The following is a 22,476-nucleotide window of genomic DNA, read 5'->3' as shown; positions in this document are numbered from 1 at the left end:
TCTCGAGACGGGTCACAGCGGTTGATTTTCTCAATACGGCACGGATTTCGGGCCTCCGGACGCGGCTACGATTTCGGTTCGCCGCCCGATGCTCGAGCGTAGCCCACGCTGACGGCGCGGGTGCCCGCGACGAGAACGTAGGCGGCGGTCACCGCAGCGATCAGCCCCAGTACGTCACCGCGACGGACGGCCGTAACGGTGAACCAGACCGCGAGAACGACGAACGAAAACCCGACGGCCCACCGCAGGAAGTACGTCGGATCGATCAACACGGGCAGTAACGTCTCGGCCTCGACGGCCGCGCGCAGCCGTCCGGTCGAGACGCTCGCGGCTACTGCGGCCGGATACACGTACGTACACGCGATAAAGAAGAACACTGCCGCGGTCGACGAGACGAGCGAGAACAGTCCCGCGCCGTTCTCGAGCGCGAGCGCCGCCGGCGTCTCGATCAGTGACCGCGCCAGCAGGGCGATCGGTGGAACGAGTAACACGATCGACAGCGCGAGCGCCTCGAGACCGGGACGGACGACCGCTCGCACGGACGGCTGCGGTCGTTCCTCGTCGGATCCGAGGAGGGACGCCGTCGTTCCGAAGAGGACGACGAGAGCGAGGAGCGCGACGAGCGCGGGGACGAGCGCGACTATCGACGGCGCGAACGCCCCAGCGTACCGCGACCCGACCGCGATCGCGACGACGCTGACACCGCACCTGAGCAGCGCCGCCCGTCCGAGTGCGTCACTGACCGGATACCGGAGCGCATCGCTGATCATGGCCGTCCCCGGTGACGGTCCTCGGTCGGTCGGTCGATGCCGTCTGAACCCATACGGAGCGGGTGGGACGGTCGGGGCAAAAACGTCGTGGTCTCGGCCGTGATGGCAGGGAGGTCGCCGAGCGCCGAATCGATCTCGCTGTCGTCTCGGTGGTTCACGGCCGATCAGTGAAATCCACCGATAGCGCGCCGTCGCCCCGAGCGCGTTCGCGCAGTGCCACCTGCAGATTCTCCCGACTGGTTTCGTTGACGGCACGCGCGTCCGCGAGGTCGATATCGTAGATCGTCGGCGTATCCCAGGCGAACGTCCGGGAGCTGGCGGTGTCGACGGTCAGCGACGCGAGTCCGAGCCGGCGCTGAAAGATCGATCGCCGCGTCGAGACGGTCTGGATGCGATAGTACGGAATCACGGTCGTCCGGCGCTTCCAGAATCCGGTCCGGATCACGAGGTGGTCCTCGCCCACGACGTAGCCCAGGTGGGCATACCGCAGGTGTGCCGCGGGCGGCACCGCGGCGAAGGCGACCGCCGCGAGATACCAGCGCTCGAGACTCGAGACCTGCGCGAGCCCGAACGCGGCGGCGACGATGACGGCCGCGATCAGGGCGTACCGGACGAGATACCGTCGACGCGCCAGCGTCGGCGGGCTTCGGAATCGCGACGGGTCGGCGCCGGTGAGGTTCTCGGCGAATTGGCGGATGCGAGATGCGGCGGCGAGGGGCACGGCTGACTGGCTGCCGCCGCTACTGTCGGGGCCGTAGCCGGCGGTCTCGACCCAGAGACCGGCGTAGCCGAGCAGTCGCTGGATCGGATTGTCGGTGATCGTCACCGCCTGAATCTTGTCGGCGGGGATCGAGCCGCTGTAGCGCTGGAACAGTCCCCGTTCGTAGACGAAGTCCTCGTCGGCCCGTCCCAGTCGGAAGTCGTAGTACGCGACGAACGTGTAGCCGACGTTGAGGACGTACGTGACGACGATCCCGTTGACGAGCGAAACCAGCGTCAGGATGCCGTAGCTCCCGACGGAGCCGCTCTCGAGGTCCGCCGGCCCGCCGAGGGGCTGTGCGACGGCGAGCAGGTACTCGACGATCGCATCGCTCGCGATGAAAAAGAGGAACAGCAGCCCGGCACCGGCCGCGGGCCGGAACGAGGAGAGCGAGTACAGCAGTAGCTCCCGGGGCTCGAGAGCGAACAACTGCTGCCGGCGGGATCGCTCGGGCGCTGGCTCCGCGGGCGTTCGGTCCGCGGACGGCGACGACCCGGGTTCGGAATTCGGTTGGGAATCCGCCGTCGCGCTCCCGGCTCGAGGCGAGTCCGCTGTCGGAGCAGGCGATCCGTCTGCGGTGCCGGCGGTAGGATCGTCGATATCCGCGTCAGCGGCGCTCTGGGTGGCTTCCGACTCCCCGCCGGTCGCCTCTCGCTCCCGGCGGCGCCGTTTCACCTCGGCGGTCCGGCGGCGGATATCGCGCTGCAACCGGTTCGCTTCGTCCTCGCTGACGAACCGCAGCGTCGCCTCGGTCTCGCCACCGCCGGCGGTCTCGATCGAGACGACGGCGAGTCCGAGCGCTCGCTGGAGGACGCCCCGCGCGACGTCGACGTTCTGGATGCGACCGTAGGGGATCTCGCGAGAGCGCCGGGAGAGCACGCCCGACGTGACGTCGAACGTGTCCGAGGTGACCTCGTAGGAGAACCGATAGTAGTACGCGATGCCGTAGCCGACGCCGACGACGAGTCCGATCGGCGCCAGCACGAACGTCCAGCCGACGTCGACGAAGTCGAAGACGCTCGAGAGAATCATGACGGCGAAAAACGGCATCGAGAGGCCGGTGATCCCGCGCTGGATGGCCAAGGAGACGGCGCTGAGCGGGTGGAGGCGATTCATCTCAGACGGCGTCCTCCGCCTCGCTCTCGACGGCCAGTTCGCGGAGCGTGTCCTGTAGGCTCCGGGCCCGATCCGGCGTCAGTCCCGGGATCCGAACGTCGGCGTTCCGAGACCCGGCCGTGTAGACGACGACGCTCGAGAGTCCGAGTACCCGCTCGACGGGGCCGAACTGGGTGTCGACGTGCTGAACCCGGACGAACGGGACGGCGGTCTCGACGAAGGTGACGACGCCTCGCTCGAGGTAGAGCGCGTCGTCCTGCAGTTCGAACTGCCAGACCTGATAGAGGCGGATGGCATAGACGATTCCGAGGACGAGCGCGAGCGCGACGACGATGCCGATCGCGACCGGCGGTACGGCGACCAGCCACTGGTCGAGGGCGGCGAGGGCGACGGCGAGGACGACCGCCGCGAGCGCGCCGCGGGCGATCCAGAGCAGTCGAATGCGGGGATGAAGCGACTCCATGTCCGTATCATGTCAAGACTGAGGGATAAACTTACGGTTCCGAGCGGCCCCACGGCGCAGCGATCGGAATCACCGACGGGGACGGCGTCTCGAGCGCGAACGAGTCTGCGGTGTGGACCAATGTGAATCAGTCGCGGATGAGGATCGGGCGAGTCAGTCGGCGACGGGAGACGGTGCCAATTAGTCGGCAGTGGGAACCGTGAGCACCGGCACCGACGCCGATCGGTGGACCTGCTCGGTGACGCTCGTCGGCGACAGGTACCGTCGGAGGCCGGATCGGGTCGGTTCGCCGACGACGATGAGGTCGACGTCGTTGTGACTCGCGTACAGGGCTATCTCCTCGGCCGGATCGCCGTAGCGGAGTTGCTTCGCGACCGACACGTCGGTTTCGTCGGCGACGTCACCGACTGCATCTAGCGCCGCTTCGGCACTCGCTTCCCGTCGCTCGACCCGTACGTCCCAGTGGTCGACGGACGCGGTCATCCGAACGACCGACAGCGCGTCGACTCGAGCGTCGTGACGGGCGGCCAGCGAGACGGCCGCCGCGCCGACGCCGTCGTCGGTATCGCCGTCGACCGCGACGAGGATGCGGTCGAACGACCCGGGGTCGCTCGCCGTTCCGCTTGCCGACCCGCGATCCTCGAGGACTGTCGGTTCCGTCGTTCCCAGAGATGACGATGCCATTAGTACGTAACACGGGCGGGATCGATATATAATTGTCCAGAAAACCGTTCAATCCCTTTCGACTTTTCACATTCCAACGGAATTTCGCGTCGTGAATTCGATTCACGGCGTGAAAGCGGCGCTCCTGATCGGTTCTCGCTCCGCTATCGGGCGCCAGAATCGAAGCGCTGCTCGTCATCGGTGGTAGGTCGGACGAGAACGGACTCGTGCCCGCTCCGACGGCACGGCACTGAGAGCGTAGCGAAGACGTACCGTCCCTACTGGTCGGCCTCGAGGTCCTCGTACTCCTCGGGCGTGTACGTCGAGAGTTCGAGAGCGTGGATGTCGGTCGTCATGTGATCGCCGAGCGCGTCGTACACTTCCTGATGTTGCTGGACGAGCGACAAGCCGTCGAAGACCGGCGAGACGACCGTCGCGGCGAGGTGGTCCTCGTCGTGTTCGTCGCGCGCGTGAGTGACCGTCGCCTCGGCGTCCTCGAGATTCGATTCGATGAGTTCCTCGACTGCGGTCGGGTTCATACTGGACAACTGAACCGCTCGAGCCAAAAGTACCGCGGTCGCGGCCAGTGAGACGGTGATCCGGGCGATTCAGAACGGCGTATCCGGCGGGACGTCCCGGCCCGAGGACCCATCGTCGGCTAGCCCATCGAGGCCGGTGCTCACGGAGACGTGATCGATCGCGTCGATCTCGTCGGGGAGCCGCCGCTGGATCGCCTGGGTCGTCATCGGGCTGACCCCGCAGCCGCTGCACGCGCCGCTGAGATTGATCGAAACGCGGCGTTCGTCCAGATCGACGTCGGTGATCGAGGAGTCGCCGCCGTGCATCTCGATCTGGGGGAAGTTCCGTCGGAGGAACAGCGATACCGCTTCGCGGACCGCGTCCTCGGGGGACTGCTCCGTGTCGGACTCGCTCATGGGAGAGACGAGGGACTGGAGCGATATATACTGTCGGGCAAAGGGTCCCACGTGTCGGAAACGGCATGGACCGAGCGGCTGCGAGCCGTCCGACCCGATGGCGGCGACTTTATGCTGACTCGAGACCCCGTCCCCGATATGTCACTGGCAGCCGAGACGCGCCGAGCGGTCGACCGCCGTCCGTTCCTCCGGACCGCCCTGCGAGCCGGCGTCGTCAACTACACCGCCGCCGCCCGGTCGCTCGCGGTCGACGGCGAGACCGACGCGATCGCGACGGCGCTGCGCCGGTACGCCGACGAGTTGCCGTCGCACGAAACCGAGTCGCGGGACGTCCGCGTGCGGATGGAGAGCGGGATCGGGCGGCTCGAGGCGGGAGAACCGGACGGCGACGCGCTCGTCACGGTCGATGGCGCGGCTTTCGGTCCCGACGGTGGCGACCGGACCGCTCTCGTCGCGACCGGTGACGTCGACACGTCCGCGCTCGCCGACGCGCTCGCGCGACTCTCCGTCGATGATATTGCACCCGAAGCGGCCGGCGTCGCCGACGGAACGCTGGTAATCGTCGTCGACCGCCTCGAGGGAGCGAATGCCCTCCGAGCGATCGAAGACGCGCTCGAGCGAGCGACCGTTTGGTCCGAGTAACGACCGAGAATAGACCCGCCGATCGCTCGTTCGGACCCGTTTTCGGACGCTCAGTTACGCGCGTCGCTATCGTACGCCTCGCTGAACTCCCGTTCGCGTCGGATGAGTTCTTCGACGCCGTGCTCGAGGAGGACGTCGCCGAGCATCGTCGCCCGGTAGTACGCGTAGAGCCCCTCGCTGTCGCGGTCGGTCCGCACGCGTTTCTCGACGAGTCCCACGTCCCGGAGCTTCCCGAGATGGTAGTGGAGCGTGCTGTCGTCGACGTCCAGGACCGAATCGAGTTCCGTGGGGGTCAGTTCGTCCGTGTGAGCGAGCCGGTAGAGGATCTCGAACCGAGTCCGGTTCCCGACCGCGGCCTGCATCTCGAGGTACTCCTCGAGCGAGAGTACGCTTCGCTCCGGGAGGAGGTCGGCCGGATCCTCCGGGGCGTCGTCGGTGATCCGCGTGCGTTTCGTCCCCATCGTACCGAGGAGTACTCGCGCTCGACTCTTAGTCCTTGTCAAGCCAGCCATTGCTGAAAACACAGTCTTTTATATACTGCGGCTCGGATCGTTCCGAACGTGGCCCGGAAAATTACGAGAGAGGTCGTCGCGAATCGACTCGGTGACGTGGCGTACGATCGGTTCCTCCTCTATCTGATGGGGCCGTACAAGTCGTTCAACCTGAACTACGTGTTGAGCGACGAGGAACTCGAGGAGATTTCGGTCGAGGACCTGCCCGGCCCGTTCAGGAAACTCTTCCAGAACGAGGACGCGATCGACGAGGCGGCGGCCCTGCTCCGGCGGGTGCAGGGGACGCTTCGGACCGACCCGGGGGTAAACGCCTTCCTCGCGGTCGATGTCGACATCGACACCGACGAGATCGATGCAGTGACCCAGAGCATCGAGTACGCGCGACGGGCGAACGCGACCGTCTTCGTCCTCCCCTTCCTCGGACACAACTTCGGCGTGGGGGAGGAAGCGGGGAGTATCCTCGAGAACGTCGCCGAGACGCACGGCGAGAGGATCGTCTTCGTTCACGAGGCGAACGTGACCAGCGAGATGATCCGGTCGGCGCGACGTCGCTGGGACCTCCGGATCGAAACGTACGGGACGGAGACGGAACTGATCGATACGGTGCGTCGGTTCGTCGTCACGACGATGAATCGCGAGCGGTTCGGCGATCTCGAGGCCCTCGAGTGACGGCGAGCGGCCGATTTCGCGGACGGTCGTTGCGGAGGCGGCTCGCGGACGGTCGATACGGAGGCGGCTTCGGACCGGCGGAACTGACTTGTGTCTCATACCGAACTGTCGTGTATGTTGATACAGGCGGCCGCGGAGTCGACGGCCGAACCGATCCCCAGAACGATCCTCTCCGAATTGATCGACGACGCGGTCACCGCGATTCCGAAGGTCATCTCCGGGGCACTCTTCCTGGTGCTCGCCTACTTCGTGATCAAACTCGCGCTCTTGCTCACGCGGTCCGTCCTCGAGCGGATGCACCCCGCCGACCAGACGCTCATCGTGGACCTCTCCGTGACGATCGTCGGCCTGTTCCTCTGGTTCGGCGCTGTGCTGGCGTTTCTGAAAATCGTCGGGCTGGGCGACGTGGCGGCCAGTCTGGGGACCGCCGGCGGGTTCGTCGGGTTGGGCGTCGCGTTCGCGCTCAAGGAGATGATCGCCGATACGGTGGCAGGCGTCTACCTGCTCCGTGATCCGGACTTCGAGGTCGGCGATACCGTCGAGACGGCGTCGGTCACGGGGACGGTCACGCGGATCGACCTCCGCAAGACGCGAATTCGAGCCGACGACGAAACGCTGGTCGTGCTCGCCAATCGCGACGTCGAGAAGAAGTGGACGAAGCAGCCGACTAGCGTGGGCGACGCGCAGGCCACTCCTCGCGCGGAATAGCGAGTGAGACGTAACCGCCCTACTCTCGATCGATCCCGGGGAAACCGCGGCGATTCACGTCTCCGTTCGATACCAATCGGGCTCGCCGACGAGCCGAACGGACCCGCGTTCCGGATCGTGACCGATCGCCCCCGCGTCCTCAAGTCGGGGGATATCGACGTGGACGAGCCGAATTCGAAGCCGGGTGGGTTCGAGGGACTCTCCGTCGTCGCTCGCGAGCGCGTCGACGAGTTCGTCGACGGTCGCGCCGTCGGGTCGGGACTCGAGGTGTGCGACGAGTCGATGGCGACGCTGCCTCGATTCCCACCGAATCTCGGCGGGGGTCGTGCCGGCGTCAGTGCAGACAGCTGCGGAGACGGGGACGTCGTTTCGAATCATTCTCGCTCACGGCTTCGTCCGATACTGAAAAATGGATTCTGACGAATGCGTCCAAACGTCTCGTCGGGTTCGTCACGCGGCGCGTCGTGAAAGGGGAAGCGCCGCGTTCGGGCGGCATCACACCGTTTAACTGTCGTCCGGGGGAAGTGAGGGTAATGACCCTGCACGTGACGAACACGTTGACGGGCGAGAAAGAGCCGTTCGAGCCACGGGATCCCGAGAACGTTCTCCTCTACTACTGTGGCCTGACGGTCTCGGACCCGCCACACCTGGGCCACGCGCGCTCGTGGGTCCACGTCGACGTCATGCACCGTTGGCTCGAGCACCTCGGCTACGACGTGCGTCACGTCGAGAACTTCACCGACGTCAACGAGAAGATCGTCGCCCGCGTCGGCGAGGACGATATCGGCGAGAGCGAGGCTGACGTCGCCGAGACCTACATCCAGCGGACGATCGACGACATGCGCTCGCTGAACCTCCTGCGGGCCGAGGTCTACCCCCGCGTCTCCGAACACGTCCCCGAGATCATCGACCTCGTCGAGACCCTGATCGAGAAGGGCTACGCCTACGAGTCCAACGGCTCGGTCTACTTCGACGTGAGCGGGTTCGACGAGTACGGCAAGCTCTCGAATCAGGAACTCGACGAGATCGAGTCTCAGGGAGACCCTGACGAGCGAACCGAGAAGCGCAATCCCGCGGACTTCGCGCTCTGGAAGGCCGGTGGCGTCGACCCCGAGGCGGTCGAAGAGCACCGCCACGAGGGCGTCGACCACGGCAGCGATCCGCCGAAAGGGCTGATCTGGGACTCGCCGTGGGGCGAGGGTCGCCCCGGTTGGCACATCGAGTGCTCGGCGATGAGCATGACCCACCTTGACGAGACCTTAGATATCCACGTCGGTGGTCGCGATCTGGTCTTCCCCCATCACGAAAACGAGATCGCACAGTCGGAAGCCGCGACGGACCAGCAGTTCGCGAACTACTGGCTCCACTGCGAACTGTTCCAGATGGACGAGGAGAAGATGTCCTCGAGCCTGGGCAACTTCGTCACGGTCGCGGAAGCGATCGACCGTTGGGGGGCGAATATCATGCGGACGTTCCTGACCGCTGGCTCCTACAACAGCCAGCAGCTCTATTCGGACGAAACGATCGCCGAAGCCGAAGAGCGGTGGGAGCAACTCGAGCGGGGCTACGAGGCGGCCGTCGAGGCGCTCGACTCCCCGGCGGCGAGTTCGAAGGTCACGGACGAGTCCTTGCGTGACGAGGTCGACGGCGCACGCGAGGCGTTTACGACCGCGATGAACGACGATTTCAACACGCGGGAGGCACAGTCCGCGCTGCTGTCGGTCGCCACGGCGATCAACCGCCATCTCGAGGACGCGACCGACGATAGCGGGCGGGACACCGAGACCGACGGCTACGACTACCGCGGGCTTCGGCGGGCCGTCGAGACGCTGGAGGAATTGGGCGAAATTCTCGGGCTCTCCTTTACCGGCGAGACGACCGGTTCCGCGGAACTCGCGGGCGACGTCGTCGACCTCGTGCTCGACGTCCGCGAGCGAGAGCGCGAGGCCGGCAACTACGAGCGCGCCGACGAACTGCGCGACGAACTCGAGGCGCTGGGAATCGAAGTCCAGGACACGGACGACGGCTCGACGTATCGGCTGCCCTCCGGCGAGTGACGGCTCGGCCTCCGCAGAGGGGCCCGTCCCTGTCGTGTTCGATTGATGATCCGGTTGACAGTACTGTCGACTGACCAGTGTTCTGCGTGAGACAGTCCCGTTAGCAACATGTCTCAAGTAGGTGGCGCTCATGGAGAACGTCATGACAGCTGGCTCGTTCGTCGCGACCGGGTTCGATGCTCTCCCGGCACGCGTCGCTATTCTCGACGACGAGGGTGAAATCGTCTACACGAACCAGACATGGGATTCGTTCGGCGCTGAACAGGGTCTGGCCGAGGACGCGGGCGGGATCGGCAGTAACTATCTCGCGGTCTGCGAAGCCAGCGACGATCCCGATGCGACGGCGACGGCGCGGGGCATTCGGGCAGTCGCGACCGGCGAACGAGCGGAGTTCTCCCTCGAGTACCCTTGCCACGCGCCGGGCGAGGACGGCTGGTATATGATGCAGGCGACGCCGTACGAGCACGACGGCGACGCGTACGTGCTCGTCATGCACGTCGATATCACCGAGCGACGGCTGCTCGAGCAGCGGAACAGGGATCAGGCCGAACGGATGGAATCGTTCGCGAAACTGCTCTCGCACGACCTGCGCAATCCGTTATCGGTCGCTCTGGCGCACGCGGAGATGCTCGAGTCGGACGACGACGTCGGCCTCGAAGCCGACGGCGACGATCCCAGTCCGTTGCGCTCGTCGCTCGAGCGCATGGAGTCGATCATCGACGACGCGTTAGTGCTCGTCACCACCGACGAGGTCGAGGAGACCGAACTGATTCCGCTCGCGACGGCGGTCGAAACCGCGTGGGCGAACGTCCGAACGGGGGCGGCGACTTTCTCGGTCCGCGACGACGTCGCGATCCGCGCGAACGCCTCGCTCGTGAGCCATCTCTTCGAGAACCTGTTCCGAAACGCCGTGGACCACGCGGGCGACGACCCGCACGTCGAGATCGGGGCACTCGAGAGGGACACCGGGACCGAGAGCGCTCTCGATCCGGCGGGAGGGAACGGCCTCGAGGAAGCGGTCGCGGACTGGCCGGGCGAGACGACCGCGTTCGACGGGTTCTATATCGAAGACGATGGACCGGGGATTCCGGCCGACCGGCGCGAACGGGCGTTCGAGTCGGGGTACTCGGGCGACGGCGGATCCGGCTTCGGCCTCGCGATCGTTCGGACGGTCGCCGACGCACACGGCTGGTCCGTTTCGGCGACGACCGGGTCTAACGGCGGTGCCAGATTCGAGGTTCGTGGCGTCCCGATGATCGGTCCGTGAGGGAGACGTGTCGCCGACTCGAGCGGTCATCAGGACGTGAAGACCACCGCGGCGCTTATTTCTTCGACGCTGGTCGGAGTGAGTGATATGGATCGACGGCAGTTCATCGGCGCGCTCGCGGTCGGCGGTCTCGGAACGGCGGCCGGCTGCCTCAGTGACGTCGTCGACGACGCGACGACGTTTTCCGCGGCACCGGCGCGCGTCGGCGAGGACGCGACGGCGGAGGTCGGCTACGAGTACGAAGGCACGAGAAAACGGCTCGACGAGGAACGCGTCGGCGGCGAGGCCGTCGAGGCGACGAGCTACGTCAGCACGTACGCTCGAGCGATCGATCTGCCGGCCGATCGATTCGGCGAGGAGCCGGTTCGATCCGGCGCGTTCGGCGTGCTCACGACGCCACAGGTCCGCGTCGGTGACGAGGACTTCAACCCGGTCAGCGACCTCTCGAACCGCGAGATCGCCGGCCGCCTTCAGGGCCACTACGAGGAACTCGAGATCGATCGAGCCGTCGGCGGCCGCGCGCTCGAGGCGCTGGGCGAACGCTTTTCGGTCCAGTCGTACGCCGGCACGGCGATGCTGCAGGGCGAGTACGAGGTTGACGTCGTCCTCGACATCGTTCAGCGCAACCACGAGGACGATCATATCGTCGTGGCCGCCGTCTACCCCGCCGACGACGTTTTTCCCGGCGGGTCAGAGCAGGGGCGAATCGACACGCTGGTCCGCGGTCTCGAGCACTACGACGATCTCGAGGTCGATCTCGTCGAGAACGGTGCGGACGGCGGGGAGGAGTGACCGAGATCGCGTTCAGAGGCCGATCGCGGCGGCGATCGAGAGCCCGCTCGCGAGCGCGCCGAGCAGGTAGCCGCCGATCGCGCCGCCGTTGAGCAGCGGCAGTCCGGCGTGGGCCCGCCCCTCGAGGACCATGTACATGAGCGCGAGCAGGCCGGCGATCGTTCCGAGCGCCGCGCCGAGCGCCGGCAGATTCAGCGCGATCAGTGGAACGTCGATGGTACCGACGTCGAGGAAGGCGGCCGCGCTGGCGACGAGGACCGTCGGAATGACGGCGTCTCCGAGCCCGATGAACAGCGCGTCGCGGTCGAGCGCCCCGTTCTCGGCCGGTCCGTCGTCTTCGGCCGTGGCGGTATCGTCGGTTTCGGCTGCATCGCTGCCGGTCATCTCGCCGGCGGTGTCGCCAGCGGTGGTGTTGCCGGAGGTGGCTCCGGGAGTATCGCCGCCAGTCTCGCTGGACTCGGCCTCGGTGCCGCCGTCCTCGAGGACGTCGTCGGTGCTACCGGCCGCGCGGTAGGAGTAGGAGAGGGTCATCGGGACGACGAGGACGACGGGAATCTTGAGATCCATCACGCCCTCGGCGAGGTCGAGCATGTGTTCGGTGCCGTAGACGCTGATGGCGTCGTAGATCGCGAGCACCGAGAGCAACAGCAGCGCGGGGAGAAGGCCGAAGCTGATCCCGAACAGGGCGGCGGCACCGGCACCCATCACGACGCCCGCGCCGTCGATGACGTACCACTCGGGATACCACAGCAGCGCGCCGCCGACGGCCAGCGAGGCGGCGATCGCGAGGCCGCTCGCGACTCCCTCGGAGACGAACGGCCCGACGATCGAGGGGACGAGTTCGGCGAAGACGTACCACGAGATCATCACGCTGACGCCGATGAGCAGGAGCCTGATGAGGCGGTCGAGGTCGTACTTGAATGCGGCGAGCATGAGTCCCGTCGCGACGAGCATGACGCCGACGTAGAGGATGCTATTAGTCGGATCCTCGGGGTTCTCGACGGCCTGCCGACCCGATTCGGTGAACGGGTCGACCAGCGCCAGCGCGCCGAGCTGGACGCCGAGAAACAGGAGGACCGTCGCGCCGACAGCGGCGAGGATCCGGGTTCGGTCGTTCATGGCGCGGGGTTTGCACCCCGCTCCTATTGGCTTTTCCACTTCGCGGTCGCCGAAAAAAGCGGACGAGTCTCAAACGGAACACGGCCGGACCGTAACTCTACCGCGCGTACAGCGTCGATCCGACCAGCGACGGCAGGTGGACGCCGTCGTCGGGCGTCACCGCCAGATAGGGCCGCGAGACGGGCCCGAAGACGTCGACGACGCGGCCGACCGTCTCGAGGTCGTCGTCGATGACCATCGTCCCGATGTCGTCACGATGGCCGTCGATATCGGTGTCGCTCCCGCCGCCGTCGACCTCGTCCGCCCGCAGGATCGCGAGCCCCTGTGCGGTACGGACGACTGTGCCAACCCGATGCATGTTACTCACGCATCGCGACGACGTACGCCGCGACGGCCTGGACGAGGTCGTTCTTCGTCGAGTCGTCGGCCCCGCGAACGACGACCCGCCCCCGATCGGCCCAGTGCTCTCGAGAGTAGGCTTTGTCCCGCTCGATCGTGGCGTCGTACCCGATCTGCTGGACGGCCTTCGCGATCTCGTCGACCGTCGGCTCCTCGACTGCCAGGTCCTCGGACACGCGCCGTCCCTCGGCCCGCGAGAGGGCCGCATCGAGATAGGCGGGCCAGATGACGTTCTCGACCATGCGCTTTCCTGGGAGGTCCGGCGAGTAAACCCTTTTCAAAACGATACGTCGGCGGACGACGGCAGCGGAAACGGTCGGAACGGGACGGAGACGAAGATAGCGGGTTATCGTCGCCGAACGGCGGCTCCGACAACGGCCAGCAACGCGACCAGCGCGGCGGGGACGCCGAAGCCGGGAATGGCGCTCTCACCGCTCGTGTCGTCACCCTCGTCGCTCCCGTCGCTGCTCTCGTTTGCCGCCTCGAGTTCGTCGCTCGCCTGCTCGTAGGCCTCGGGGTGGACCGTCTCGACGATGTCCACGATCGCGGTGACGATCTGCGGCGCGGGCTGACTCATCTGGTTCGCGTTAACGGCGAGGACGTTGTCGTCCTGGTACGCCGTCGTCGCCCGAACCGACTCGTGAATCGGCGGCTCCTCCCTGTCGTCGGGATAGACGATCCAGTCGGGGTTCTCGTCGACGACCGTTTCGGGATTGATCGTGCCGTAGCCCTCGATCCCGGCGCGTTCCGCCACGTTTTCGAGACCCGCCGTCGTCATCGCTTCGTGGATGAACGTCCCCGTTCCGGCGGTGTAGCCGTCGCCCATCGCGTAGTACGCCAGCGGACGATCTTCATCCTCGAGCGCCGTTTCGACGATCTCGAGTTGCTCGTCCATCCAGTCGACGGTCTCCTCGGCACCGTCGCACTCGCCGGTGAGTTCGCCGGTCGTTCGGACGTTCTCACGGACGTCGTCGAGCGATTCGGCGTTCGCGAAGTGATAGACGGTGAGACCGGCGTCGCGGAGTTGCTCGACGTTCCCCTCGTCCGTCGCGTTGGCGGCCAGGACGAGGTCGGGGTCGAGATCGACGACCCGTTCGGGGACGAGCTGGTACGTATCGGTGACGGCCGTTCGATTCCCGAGTTCGAGGCCGCTCGTCGCCGGGTTGTCCGGCATTCCCACGAGGCGATCCTCGGCACCGATTTCGAACACCGTCTGGGCGTCGCTCGGCTGAAGCGCGACGACCGACTCGGGTTGCTCCTCGAGCGTGATCGTCTCGCCCGTGGCGTCGGTCGCCTCGAGCGGGAACTCGCACTCGACGGTCGATTCGGTCTCGCCGTTCGACTGTCCGGCTGCAGCGGGTGCGAACGCCGAAACGGCGATCAGTACGGCCAAGAGGACGGGGAGGTATCGTCGCATCGCACCATCCTCCACCCTACTTCAACAAATATTTGCCCACTGCAAGTTTGGTTGTCGTATGTATCGACCGGCCCGAACGGCGGCGTGGTCGGCCGGACTGGTCGTCCTGCTCGTCGCCGTCACCCTCGCCAGCGCCGCACTCGGCCCGGTCAGGATCGACCCCCTCACGGTCGGGATGGCGATGTTGAACGAGATCGTCGTCCCCGTCGGCGTGACGGTCGGCAGCGCCTCGGTTCCCGTCCTCGGCGTCTCGGTTCCGGTTCCCGGGCTCGAGTACGCCGCGATTTTTTCCTTTGACGTGCCCGAGACCCGCCAGATCATCGTCGCGGACATTCGGTTGCCCCGAATCGCGCTCGCGGCGACGGTCGGGCTCGCACTCGCTGCGGCGGGGACCGTGATGCAGGGGTTCTTTCGAAACCCCTTGGCGGATCCGTCGATCATCGGCGTGTCGTCGGGTGCCGCCGCGGGAGCGGTCGCCGCGATCGCGTTTCCGGCCCTGATCCCGTTCGGCGGCCTCCACCTCTCGGCGTTCGTCGGCGCGCTCGGGACGGCGTTTCTCGTCTACGCGATCGCGACCGACGGCGGCCGGACGCCGGTCGCGACGCTGTTGCTCGCGGGCGTCGCGGTTCAGGCCTTCCTCGGCGCGATGATCTCCTACATGCTCGTCCACAGCGGCGACTCGCTCAGGGAGGCCGTCTTCTGGATGATGGGCCATCTCAACAACAGCCAGTGGAGCGACGTGCGGTTCGCCCTGCCGGTCACGCTGGTCGGCGTCCTCGTCCTCTGTGCGTTCCGGCAGGAGCTGAACGTCCTCCTGCTCGGCGAGGAAGACGCCCACCACCTCGGGATCGAGGTCGAGCGGACCAAACTGCTCTTACTCGCGCTCGCGAGCGTCGTCACCGCGGCCGGCGTCGCGGTCGCTGGCGTCATCGGCTTCGTCGGCCTCGTCGTCCCGCACATCATGCGGCTGATCGTCGGCCCGGACCACCGGATCCTGTTGCCGACCAGCGCGCTCGCCGGCGCGTCGTTCCTCGTCGCGACCGACACGCTCGCCCGAACCGGGCCGGCCGTCGTTCCAGTGGGTATCATCACGGCCGCGCTCGGCGCACCGTTCTTCCTGTTCCTGCTCACCCGCCGGGAGGTGCACTCGCTGTGACCACCTCAGACCGCAGATCCGAGGTCGACGGGGCCGATCCCGAGCCGGCAACGGTCTCGGTCGCGAACTGCTCGCTCTCCTTCGGCGACCTCTCGGTGCTCGAGGACGTCTCTCTCACGATCGAGCCGGGCGAGTTCGTCGGCTTCGTCGGTCCGAACGGGGCCGGAAAGACGACGCTGCTTCGCCTCATCAGCGGCGCGCTCGAGCCCGATTCCGGAACCGTCTCGATCGACGGCGTCGACGTCCACGACCTCTCCTCGCGGGACTCGAGTCGGCTCGTCTCCGTCGTCCCGCAGGACACGACGCTCTCGTTTTCCTTCCCGGTTCGCGACGTCGTCGAGATGGGGCGTCATCCGCACCGCTCGCGGTTCTCCTCGCCGACGCCCGAGGACCGCGACGCGGTCGAACGCGCCCTCGAGCGGACGCGAACGGCAGATCTCGCCGACCGACCGATCGACGAGGTCAGCGGCGGCCAGCGTCAGCGGGTCGTGCTCGCGCGGGCGATCGCCCAGGAGACGCCGGTCATGCTGCTCGACGAGCCGACGGCGAGTCTGGACGTCAACCATCAGGTCGAGACGCTCGAGCTGGTCCGCGAACTGGTCAACGGGGGTCGGACCGTGATCGCGGCGATCCACGATCTGGACCTGGCGGCGCGGTACTGCGATCGGCTCGTGATGCTCGCCGACGGAGCGGTCAGCCGGGACGGGCCGCCCTCGGCGGTGCTGACCGGCGACGCGCTCGCGGCGTCGTTCGACGCGAACGCGGTGGTCACGCCGAACCCGGTGACGGGGACGGAAACGGTGACCGCGTTCGCGAACGACGCCGAATCAGTGCCGCTCCCGGATCGGGTACACGTGCTGGGAACGGGAACGGCCGCCGCTGGCGTCATCGCCCGACTCACGGCCGCGGGTATCGAGGTCACGCTCGGGCCCGTCTCGAGGGGCGACGCGGCGGCGGAGACGGCCCGTTCGCTGGGGATCGATGCGCTCACGCTCGAACCGTTCACGCCCCTCTCGGCCGACGATCGCGCCGAGGCGGAGCGACTGGTGGGCGACGCTGACGTGGCGGTCCGTGCGGCGATCGACGGCTCTGACGGGGAGATCCTCGACCGATTACGCCTCGACGGCTCGACGCCGCTCGTGCTCGTCACGGCGGGAGCGGCCGGCGGCGAAGAGACCGACGCGGAGACGGCGCTGCGAACCGGCGACCGACGGATCCGAGAGCGAGCGCTCGCGGCGACGCCGGAGACGGTTCTCGAGGCGGTTGCCAAGGCGGCCGCGAAGGGGTCGCGATCGGCCTCGTCGGCCGACGAGGCCGACGACTGAGGGGGCTGACCGGCGCGCGGCGAGCCGGACTGGACGGTTTTTTACCCCTCCGCCACCGAGTGGCCGCCAATGACCGACTACGATTACGAGTCTCTCGGACTCGTCGCCGGGCTGGAGATTCACCAGCAACTCGATACGGCGACGAAGCTGTTCTGCCAGTGTCCGACCGAGCTTCGCGAGCCCGAGGAGTCGACGCGCGGCTTCACGCGCTACCTCCATCCCACCCGGAGCGAACTGGGCGAACTCGACGATGCTGCCGTCGAGGAGAGCAAGGTCGAACGCGAGTTCGAGTACCTCGCCTACGACACGACCTGTCTCGTCGAGGAGGACGATGAACCCCCGCACGAACTCGACGAGGAGGCCCTCGAGACGACCCTCGAGGTCGCCCAGCTCATGGACATGAAGCCGGTCGATCAGGCCCACGTCATGCGCAAGATCGTCGTCGACGGCTCGAACACGACGGGCTTCCAGCGCTCGTCGCTGATCGCCACCGACGGCGCGATCGAGACCAGCGAGGGGACCGTCGGGATCGAGGACATGCTGCTCGAGGAGGAGAGCGCCCAGCGCGTCGAAGAGACCGACGACGGGGTGCGCTACAGCCTCGACCGATTGGGGATTCCGCTGGTCGAGATCGGGACGAGCCCGGACATCTCGAGCCCCGAGCAGGCGCTCGAGGCGGCCGAACGGATCGGGATGTTGCTGCGCTCGACGGGGAAGGTCAAGCGGGGACTAGGGACGATCCGCCAGGACGTCAACGTCTCGATCGAGGAGGGCGCGCGCGTCGAGATCAAGGGCGTCCAGAGCCTCGACGACATCGACGACATCGTCCGCAACGAGGTCGCTCGACAGGCCGAACTCGTCGAGATCGCCGACGAGTTGCGGGACCGCGAGGCCTCCGTGGGCGAGGTTCGGGACGTGACCGACGTCTTCGAGGACACCGATAGCGGCGTTATTTCGGGGGCACTAAATTCGGGCGGGTCCGTCACCGCGGTCCCGCTCTACGGCTTCGACGGTATCGTCGGTCGCGAGATCGCGCCCGACCGCCGCCTGGGGACCGAGTTCTCGGACCACGCGAAGCGCCACGGCGCGGGCGGCATCTTCCACACCGACGAACTGCCTGCGTACGGCGTCACGGAGGACGAGGTCGCGGCCCTGCGCGATGCGGTTGGTGCCGGCCCCGACGACGCCGTCGCGATCGTCGCTGCCGATACCGAAGTCGCGGAGTCGGCCATCGAGGCCGCCGCCGAGCGCGCGGAAACCGCACTCGAGGGCGTCCCCGAGGAGACCCGCGGCGCGAACGACGACGGGACGACCCGGTACCTGCGACCGCTGCCCGGCGCGGCGCGGATGTACCCCGAGACGGACGTACCGCCGGTCGAGCCGGACCCGAGCGAAGTGCCCGAGCCCGAACTGCTCACCGAGAAAGTCGATCGCTATCAGGTGGAGTACGGCCTCGGCGAGGGGCTGGCCGAACAGGTCGCCTACGGCGAGTACATGCCGCTGTTCGAGGACGTCGTCGCCGAGGGCATCGATCCGACGCTGGCCGCGACCACGCTCGAGTCGACGCTGACCGAACTCCGGCGCGACGACGTGCCCGTGGAGACCCTGACTCGGGGCCACCTCGAGGGCGTCCTCCGCATGGTCGAGGCGGGCGATCTCCCCAACGAGGGCGTTCCGGACCTGCTCACGGCGCTGGCCGAGGAGCCGGATCGGACGGCCGAGGAGGCGGCCGAAGACGCCGGGCTCGGCGGCGCCGACGAGGACGAGGTCCGGGAGGCGATCGCCGAGGTCGTCGAACGAAACGAAGGACAGGTCGAAGAAGAGGGAATGCAGGCCTTCTCGGGACTCATGGGCGAGTGCATGGGCGCGCTCCGCGGGAAGGCGGACGGCGACCTCGTGAGCGAACTCCTGCGCGAAGAGATCCAGAAACGGGCGTAATCCCCTCGTCGATCCCGAAGCCTCGAGCGACCGAAATCGGCTCCCCGACCGACTGAAACCGGTTTCCCGGCCGGTTTCGGAACCGCTGATCGCGGTCTCGTTCGGGTCGGTCGCCATATTCAGTCGGTCGCTGTACTCGGTCCGCAGGCGGACCGGCTCTCGCTTGCCTAGTACTCCCTAATATTCCCCTAGCTGACATTAATTTCCACCCAGAAACCTTTATTAGTAGGTCCGTTGGAGAAGTTGCCAACGAGAACACATGACTGACAAGACATCAGAGATAACGGCGGTCTGTCACGTGCGTGCACCGCTGCTGCTCGAGCCGGTCGACGCACAGATCGAGACGCTGCAGGCCTGCGAGTCCGAGGGCGCGATCGACGACCTGTTGCTCCGGAGCTGGCCCAAGGAGGTCTCGCTGTCCGCGGAGAGCCCCCACCAGGAAGTCCTCGAGAACTACGAGCGGTTCGCGGAGTGGGCCGACGAGCGAGGCGTGACGGTCCGCCCGCCGTTCCGGGAGCGTTCGACGACGTCGCAGGTGACCGGCGAGACGCGAGAGTTGCTCGTAACGCCGCTGCTGTGTCTCGAGCTCTACGCCGACGACGAACTGGTCGGCGTCTTCCCCCACTCCGACGAGGCGACCGAGGACACCTACACCACCGACGAGGCGATCGCGACGCTCCGGACCGGCGAACTGCCGACGCCGCTCGGATCGGTCGCCGAGGCGGACGAGGACCTCGAGTCGGCGACGACGGATACGTGTCCCGACTGCGGCGGGTCGCTGATCGACGGGCAGGGGCTGTTCGGCTGTAGCGACTGCGGCTGGGTCGGCACCGTCACCGAGTTCGGACGGTACGAACCGCAATCGGACCGGTCCGCAGAAGAGCGCGAGCCGTCGGTCGCTGAAACCCGGTAACGCTCGAGAAACGGAGTTCAGTCGGACTCGAGGGACGAGGGAACGGCTGAACCGGAAACCCCCGAATTTGTGGAAACCGAGTCGGGCCAGACTCAGTCGGTAATTTCGGAGCTATTCGCGGGCGAACTCCCCGCTGTACTCGGCGTCGATTTCGACTCTCGAGCCGATTGTGACGAAATCGACCGTCTCCGCTTCCGTTCCCAGCGACGACTCGAGGCGGGCCTCGTCGACCCGGTCCTCGCTGTCGTAGGTGACGACGGCGCTCGCGGTCGCGGCCGCGTCGATGTCGGCCACCGCGAGTTGCTGGTGGACGCCGTTCGCCCCCTCGAAGGCGTCGAACGCGAACTGCAGGCCATCCTCGTCGGTCGCCCGATCGCTCGAGAGGGAGTCCGCGTCGAACTCGTCGGCGTCGGTGTACAGACAGCTCGTAATGCCGCGGTTCTCGCCGGCCCGAAGCAAGCGATCGAAGCCGTCGTCGGCCTCGTGTTTCGGCGTTCGATCGCCGGCCGCCGTCGCGACCGTTCGCTCGACCGCGTCGACCGGATCGAACGCGGACTCGCCCTCGTTCGGATACGAGTACGCGTAGACGTCGTCCGAGACGCCGACGACCTCGTCGCTCTCGTCGTCGGTGTAGACGGCGTACGCCTCCGCCTCGCTCTCGGCGGTGTAGCCCGCCGCCTCGAGAGCCGTCGCGAGGCCGTCGCGATCGTACGAGCCGACGAGGGCGTAGACGCCGTCGGCGTAGACGAACTGTTCCTCGCCGTCGGCCGTCTCGTTGTTGTCGGTGTACGCACGGCGTCCGGCCGAGGAACCGAGTTGCCGGAGTCCGAACGAACAGAGGAGGGCGACAACGACGGGGTTGCCGACGAGCGGGTCCGTCGGTTCCGCTCCGGCTTCGGCGCCCTCGTCCTCGAGCAAGGTACTCATCGTCTCGACGTCGATCGCGCCGTAGAAGTACGCCGAGCGATCGTTCGTCGGGAGCATCGAGGCGTACGGCGGGAGGTCGCCCTCGATCGAGGCGGTCTCGCCGTTCGATCCGCTCTCGCCGGTGTCGTCGGTCCCGTTCCCGTTTCCGTCGGCGGTCTCCGAACACCCGGCCAGAAACGCCATGCCACCGCCCAGCAACTGCAACGCGCTCCGTCGGCGAAATTCGGTCATCCAGTAGTCGTGTTCACTGGGGCCGTATTACTGTAATGGCCGTCGAGAGCGGCTGTGGTGATAGATTTGACACCTTCCGCTCGAGCATCAGTCCTCGGCGGGTCGTTCGGTCGCCCGCCGGAGGAGTCCCAGCAGCGTGTTCGCCTCGCGTTCGGTCAGGTCGGCCCGGCCGTACACCCGTCGCAGCATCCGCATCGTCTTGTCGCGCTTCTCCTCGGGATGGTTGATCTCCTCGAGCAGCGCCGCCCACTGGTCGTAGAGCCGATCGATCGTCGGCTCGGGGGCGCGAACGCGCTCGAGATCAGGTAACTGCGTCTCCTCAAGGGCGAGCGAGCGGAGTTCGTAGAGGGTGATCGTGGCGGCCTGTCCGAGATTGAGCACGGGATACTCGGCGTTCGCGGGGATCGAGCAGATCTCGTCGATCCGTGCGAGTTCCTCGTTCGTCAGGCCGACGCGCTCGCGGCCGAAGACGAAAGCGGTCGGTGCCTCGACGGTCGGCAGTCGATCGGCCAGCTCGGCGGGGGTCGAGTAGGGAAACCGCATATGGCTGCGGTCGTCCTCGTTGGTCACCGCCGTACAGCCGATCGTGTGGTAGTTCTCCGCGAGGTGATCGAACGTAATCTCCTCGGCGTTCGGAAGGACGTCCTCTCGAGCGTGCCCCGCGAAGCCGTACGCCTCGCCGTCGGGGTCGAGTTCGGGCGGGTCGACGAGCAGGAGGTCCTCGAAGCCGAAGTTCTTCATCGCGCGAGCGATCGTACCGACGTTGCCCGGCGACTGGGCGTCGACGACGGCGACGGCCGGCGACGTTCGATCCGCGGACCGATCGGGAGCGGACGATTCGTCGCTCATTGGTCCGTCGGTGTCGTGGACTCGAGGCGAGGGAGTTTCCGTCTCGGTTCGGTTCCGGAGCGACCGAGAGAGATCACGGTCGGCGGAAACGATGTGTCAGTGATCGCGTTCATATCCGGAATAGCGAGCGGGAACGCAAAAAGGAGCGCGTTCGTCGCCTCGCTCGATCGACCGCGCCGAGCGGAACGGATTGCTGAGCGGGATGGATCGCCGAACGGAACGGATCGCTGCTTTGTTCTCCTCCTTGCTGCCTCTCTCTGGTTCTCTGCCTTTCTCTCTTTCTCTTACTTCTCTATCACCTACACTAGTACTAGTAGCTAGTTTCTAGAGTTCTTCGAGGGAAAGACGCCGTCTCGAACACGCTTGTTGGGGTTTTCTGCAGGAGAGTCCGACAACCTATTCAGTGAGAGAGGGACACACCCCCCTCGCGTTTGTAACGGCAGTTTCGTGTGGGGTCCCTGTTCGGAAACACACCTCCACCGCGGATGTAAATTCGATCCGAAATGCGGGCATCGATCCGGATATTTCGAAAATAACTGCTCACGCCACCACGCTATTGCCGTTACAAACGCGAGGGGGGTGTGTCCCCCGTGCGGAAGCAATGGATTGCCTTCTCACGGCCTGAAAGGTTTCTTTTTCGAGAATGTCAGCTATTTCGTCCGTCTCTCTCGGACGGAATCCGATTCCCGAAACCGAATCGAGTGGCTCTCATACCGACCCAACCGTCCGAACTTACATCCGCGATGGGGGTGTCCGTCCCGGGTGCGGTCCCGCCTACAGTTAGACACGCGAGGGTGGCCCTGTACCACTCCTCCGATTATACTGCCGTTATCCCTCGCATCGAGCGC

24 protein-coding genes are annotated in these 22,476 nt (G+C 66.5%); 10 read left to right on the top strand and 14 right to left on the bottom strand.

What is annotated here, in order from left to right; all coding sequences use genetic code 11:
- Positions 1 to 65 precede the first annotated feature (65 nt).
- The 6 genes from LDH66_RS20385 to LDH66_RS20360 all read right to left on the bottom strand — a co-directional run bounded on the left by LDH66_RS20385 (position 66) and on the right by LDH66_RS20360 (position 4,707).
- Positions 66 to 770 (bottom strand): hypothetical protein, encoded by a 705-nt coding sequence (locus LDH66_RS20385; RefSeq protein ID WP_226482919.1) that lies wholly within the window; start codon positions 768 to 770, stop codon positions 66 to 68.
- Between the two features lie 154 nt (positions 771 to 924).
- Positions 925 to 2,646, bottom strand: a complete 1,722-nt coding sequence (locus LDH66_RS20380) for a PH domain-containing protein (protein ID WP_226482918.1) — start codon at positions 2,644 to 2,646, stop codon at positions 925 to 927.
- A gap of 1 nt (position 2,647) precedes the next feature.
- Positions 2,648 to 3,109 carry a PH domain-containing protein gene (locus LDH66_RS20375; protein ID WP_226482917.1) on the bottom strand — a complete coding sequence of 154 codons (462 nt, stop codon included), beginning with the start codon at positions 3,107 to 3,109 and terminating at the stop codon, positions 2,648 to 2,650.
- A 180-nt stretch (positions 3,110 to 3,289) separates the two neighbouring features.
- Complete coding sequence (locus tag LDH66_RS20370; protein ID WP_226482916.1) at positions 3,290 to 3,793, bottom strand: universal stress protein; 504 nt, start codon at positions 3,791 to 3,793, stop codon at positions 3,290 to 3,292.
- Positions 3,794 to 4,050: 257 nt separating this feature from the next.
- Positions 4,051 to 4,311, bottom strand: a complete 261-nt coding sequence (locus tag LDH66_RS20365; protein ID WP_226482915.1) for a BolA family protein — start codon at positions 4,309 to 4,311, stop codon at positions 4,051 to 4,053.
- 69 nt (positions 4,312 to 4,380) lie between these two features.
- Entirely contained in the window at positions 4,381 to 4,707 is a 327-nt protein-coding gene (locus LDH66_RS20360; protein ID WP_226482914.1) for a NifU family protein, read from the bottom strand.
- Between the two features lie 138 nt (positions 4,708 to 4,845).
- Here LDH66_RS20360 and LDH66_RS20355 point away from each other — a divergent pair, with 138 nt between their 5' ends.
- Positions 4,846 to 5,349 carry a DUF7523 family protein gene (locus LDH66_RS20355; RefSeq protein WP_226482913.1) on the top strand — a complete coding sequence of 168 codons (504 nt, stop codon included), beginning with the start codon at positions 4,846 to 4,848 and terminating at the stop codon, positions 5,347 to 5,349.
- Positions 5,350 to 5,399: 50 nt separating this feature from the next.
- Here the strand turns inward: LDH66_RS20355 and LDH66_RS20350 are convergent, their stop codons facing one another.
- Positions 5,400 to 5,810: a winged helix-turn-helix domain-containing protein gene (locus LDH66_RS20350; protein ID WP_226482912.1), complete on the bottom strand. Its 411-nt coding sequence runs from the start codon at positions 5,808 to 5,810 to the stop codon at positions 5,400 to 5,402.
- Between the two features lie 99 nt (positions 5,811 to 5,909).
- Here LDH66_RS20350 and LDH66_RS20345 point away from each other — a divergent pair, with 99 nt between their 5' ends.
- Together LDH66_RS20345 and LDH66_RS20340 are read left to right on the top strand one after the other, a co-directional pair.
- The gene (locus tag LDH66_RS20345; protein WP_226482911.1) at positions 5,910 to 6,530 is read left to right on the top strand and encodes a DUF7509 family protein; all 621 of its coding nucleotides are present in this window, start codon (positions 5,910 to 5,912) and stop codon (positions 6,528 to 6,530) included.
- Positions 6,531 to 6,644: 114 nt separating this feature from the next.
- On the top strand, positions 6,645 to 7,238 hold the full coding sequence (locus tag LDH66_RS20340) for a mechanosensitive ion channel domain-containing protein (protein ID WP_226482910.1): 594 nt from the start codon (positions 6,645 to 6,647) through the stop codon (positions 7,236 to 7,238).
- A 54-nt stretch (positions 7,239 to 7,292) separates the two neighbouring features.
- Here the strand turns inward: LDH66_RS20340 and LDH66_RS20335 are convergent, their stop codons facing one another.
- The gene (locus LDH66_RS20335) at positions 7,293 to 7,616 is read right to left on the bottom strand and encodes a DUF7344 domain-containing protein (protein WP_226482909.1); all 324 of its coding nucleotides are present in this window, start codon (positions 7,614 to 7,616) and stop codon (positions 7,293 to 7,295) included.
- A 155-nt stretch (positions 7,617 to 7,771) separates the two neighbouring features.
- On the opposite strand from LDH66_RS20335, the gene cysS reads away from it, so the two are divergent.
- The 3 genes from cysS (at position 7,772) to LDH66_RS20320 (ending at position 11,354) form a co-directional block, all read left to right on the top strand.
- A complete protein-coding gene (cysS, locus tag LDH66_RS20330; RefSeq protein ID WP_226482908.1) occupies positions 7,772 to 9,295 on the top strand; it encodes a cysteine--tRNA ligase in 1,524 nt (507 codons plus the stop codon).
- 142 nt (positions 9,296 to 9,437) lie between these two features.
- Entirely contained in the window at positions 9,438 to 10,562 is a 1,125-nt protein-coding gene (locus tag LDH66_RS20325; RefSeq protein ID WP_226482907.1) for a sensor histidine kinase, read from the top strand.
- 87 nt (positions 10,563 to 10,649) lie between these two features.
- Positions 10,650 to 11,354 (top strand): DUF6517 family protein, encoded by a 705-nt coding sequence (locus LDH66_RS20320; RefSeq protein ID WP_226482906.1) that lies wholly within the window; start codon positions 10,650 to 10,652, stop codon positions 11,352 to 11,354.
- 12 nt (positions 11,355 to 11,366) lie between these two features.
- On the opposite strand, the gene LDH66_RS20315 is transcribed toward LDH66_RS20320, so the two are convergent.
- From LDH66_RS20315 to LDH66_RS20300, 4 genes are all read right to left on the bottom strand, one after another.
- On the bottom strand, positions 11,367 to 12,473 hold the full coding sequence (locus tag LDH66_RS20315) for a presenilin family intramembrane aspartyl protease PSH (RefSeq protein WP_226482905.1): 1,107 nt from the start codon (positions 12,471 to 12,473) through the stop codon (positions 11,367 to 11,369).
- A gap of 97 nt (positions 12,474 to 12,570) precedes the next feature.
- Positions 12,571 to 12,831: an H/ACA ribonucleoprotein complex subunit GAR1 gene (locus tag LDH66_RS20310; RefSeq protein WP_226482904.1), complete on the bottom strand. Its 261-nt coding sequence runs from the start codon at positions 12,829 to 12,831 to the stop codon at positions 12,571 to 12,573.
- Between the two features lies 1 nt (position 12,832).
- A complete protein-coding gene (srp19, locus tag LDH66_RS20305; RefSeq protein WP_226482903.1) occupies positions 12,833 to 13,114 on the bottom strand; it encodes a signal recognition particle subunit SRP19 in 282 nt (93 codons plus the stop codon).
- A 104-nt stretch (positions 13,115 to 13,218) separates the two neighbouring features.
- On the bottom strand, positions 13,219 to 14,289 hold the full coding sequence (locus LDH66_RS20300) for a PGF-CTERM-anchored ABC transporter substrate-binding protein (protein WP_226482902.1): 1,071 nt from the start codon (positions 14,287 to 14,289) through the stop codon (positions 13,219 to 13,221).
- A gap of 58 nt (positions 14,290 to 14,347) precedes the next feature.
- Between LDH66_RS20300 and btuC the strand changes: the two genes are divergently transcribed.
- The 4 genes from btuC (at position 14,348) to LDH66_RS20280 (ending at position 19,621) form a co-directional block, all read left to right on the top strand.
- The gene (gene btuC / locus LDH66_RS20295; protein ID WP_226482901.1) at positions 14,348 to 15,445 is read left to right on the top strand and encodes a vitamin B12 ABC transporter permease BtuC; all 1,098 of its coding nucleotides are present in this window, start codon (positions 14,348 to 14,350) and stop codon (positions 15,443 to 15,445) included.
- Positions 15,442 to 16,770 carry an ATP-binding cassette domain-containing protein gene (locus LDH66_RS20290; protein WP_226482900.1) on the top strand — a complete coding sequence of 443 codons (1,329 nt, stop codon included), beginning with the start codon at positions 15,442 to 15,444 and terminating at the stop codon, positions 16,768 to 16,770. Before btuC ends, LDH66_RS20290 begins: the two co-directional genes overlap by 4 nt.
- Positions 16,771 to 16,839: 69 nt before the next feature.
- Positions 16,840 to 18,708: a Glu-tRNA(Gln) amidotransferase subunit GatE gene (gene gatE, locus LDH66_RS20285; protein WP_226482899.1), complete on the top strand. Its 1,869-nt coding sequence runs from the start codon at positions 16,840 to 16,842 to the stop codon at positions 18,706 to 18,708.
- Positions 18,709 to 18,967: 259 nt separating this feature from the next.
- A complete protein-coding gene (locus LDH66_RS20280) occupies positions 18,968 to 19,621 on the top strand; it encodes an HTH domain-containing protein (protein ID WP_226482898.1) in 654 nt (217 codons plus the stop codon).
- Between the two features lie 111 nt (positions 19,622 to 19,732).
- Here the strand turns inward: LDH66_RS20280 and LDH66_RS20275 are convergent, their stop codons facing one another.
- On the bottom strand, positions 19,733 to 20,779 hold the full coding sequence (locus LDH66_RS20275; protein ID WP_226482897.1) for a hypothetical protein: 1,047 nt from the start codon (positions 20,777 to 20,779) through the stop codon (positions 19,733 to 19,735).
- A gap of 87 nt (positions 20,780 to 20,866) precedes the next feature.
- Positions 20,867 to 21,628 (bottom strand): RNA methyltransferase, encoded by a 762-nt coding sequence (locus LDH66_RS20270; protein ID WP_226482896.1) that lies wholly within the window; start codon positions 21,626 to 21,628, stop codon positions 20,867 to 20,869.
- Positions 21,629 to 22,476 lie beyond the last annotated feature (848 nt).

The sequence above is a fragment of the Natrinema amylolyticum genome, assembly GCF_020515625.1.
Taxonomy (GTDB): domain Archaea; phylum Halobacteriota; class Halobacteria; order Halobacteriales; family Natrialbaceae; genus Natrinema; species Natrinema amylolyticum.
The sequence above is the reverse complement of the archived record's forward strand: the minus strand, read 5'-3'. Positions and strand labels throughout refer to the sequence as shown.

Coding starts and splice junctions, on each gene's coding strand:
- LDH66_RS20385 (WP_226482919.1), bottom strand. CDS start 770: ATGATCAGCGATGCGCTCCGGTATCCGGTCAGTGACGCACTCGGACGG.
- LDH66_RS20380 (WP_226482918.1), bottom strand. CDS start 2,646: ATGAATCGCCTCCACCCGCTCAGCGCCGTCTCCTTGGCCATCCAGCGC.
- LDH66_RS20375 (WP_226482917.1), bottom strand. CDS start 3,109: ATGGAGTCGCTTCATCCCCGCATTCGACTGCTCTGGATCGCCCGCGGC.
- LDH66_RS20370 (WP_226482916.1), bottom strand. CDS start 3,793: ATGGCATCGTCATCTCTGGGAACGACGGAACCGACAGTCCTCGAGGAT.
- LDH66_RS20365 (WP_226482915.1), bottom strand. CDS start 4,311: ATGAACCCGACCGCAGTCGAGGAACTCATCGAATCGAATCTCGAGGAC.
- LDH66_RS20360 (WP_226482914.1), bottom strand. CDS start 4,707: ATGAGCGAGTCCGACACGGAGCAGTCCCCCGAGGACGCGGTCCGCGAA.
- LDH66_RS20355 (WP_226482913.1), top strand. CDS start 4,846: ATGTCACTGGCAGCCGAGACGCGCCGAGCGGTCGACCGCCGTCCGTTC.
- LDH66_RS20350 (WP_226482912.1), bottom strand. CDS start 5,810: ATGGGGACGAAACGCACGCGGATCACCGACGACGCCCCGGAGGATCCG.
- LDH66_RS20340 (WP_226482910.1), top strand. CDS start 6,645: ATGTTGATACAGGCGGCCGCGGAGTCGACGGCCGAACCGATCCCCAGA.
- LDH66_RS20335 (WP_226482909.1), bottom strand. CDS start 7,616: ATGATTCGAAACGACGTCCCCGTCTCCGCAGCTGTCTGCACTGACGCC.
- cysS (WP_226482908.1), top strand. CDS start 7,772: ATGACCCTGCACGTGACGAACACGTTGACGGGCGAGAAAGAGCCGTTC.
- LDH66_RS20325 (WP_226482907.1), top strand. CDS start 9,438: ATGACAGCTGGCTCGTTCGTCGCGACCGGGTTCGATGCTCTCCCGGCA.
- LDH66_RS20320 (WP_226482906.1), top strand. CDS start 10,650: ATGGATCGACGGCAGTTCATCGGCGCGCTCGCGGTCGGCGGTCTCGGA.
- LDH66_RS20315 (WP_226482905.1), bottom strand. CDS start 12,473: ATGAACGACCGAACCCGGATCCTCGCCGCTGTCGGCGCGACGGTCCTC.
- LDH66_RS20310 (WP_226482904.1), bottom strand. CDS start 12,831: ATGCATCGGGTTGGCACAGTCGTCCGTACCGCACAGGGGCTCGCGATC.
- srp19 (WP_226482903.1), bottom strand. CDS start 13,114: ATGGTCGAGAACGTCATCTGGCCCGCCTATCTCGATGCGGCCCTCTCG.
- LDH66_RS20300 (WP_226482902.1), bottom strand. CDS start 14,289: ATGCGACGATACCTCCCCGTCCTCTTGGCCGTACTGATCGCCGTTTCG.
- btuC (WP_226482901.1), top strand. CDS start 14,348: ATGTATCGACCGGCCCGAACGGCGGCGTGGTCGGCCGGACTGGTCGTC.
- gatE (WP_226482899.1), top strand. CDS start 16,840: ATGACCGACTACGATTACGAGTCTCTCGGACTCGTCGCCGGGCTGGAG.
- LDH66_RS20280 (WP_226482898.1), top strand. CDS start 18,968: ATGACTGACAAGACATCAGAGATAACGGCGGTCTGTCACGTGCGTGCA.
- LDH66_RS20275 (WP_226482897.1), bottom strand. CDS start 20,779: ATGACCGAATTTCGCCGACGGAGCGCGTTGCAGTTGCTGGGCGGTGGC.
- LDH66_RS20270 (WP_226482896.1), bottom strand. CDS start 21,628: ATGAGCGACGAATCGTCCGCTCCCGATCGGTCCGCGGATCGAACGTCG.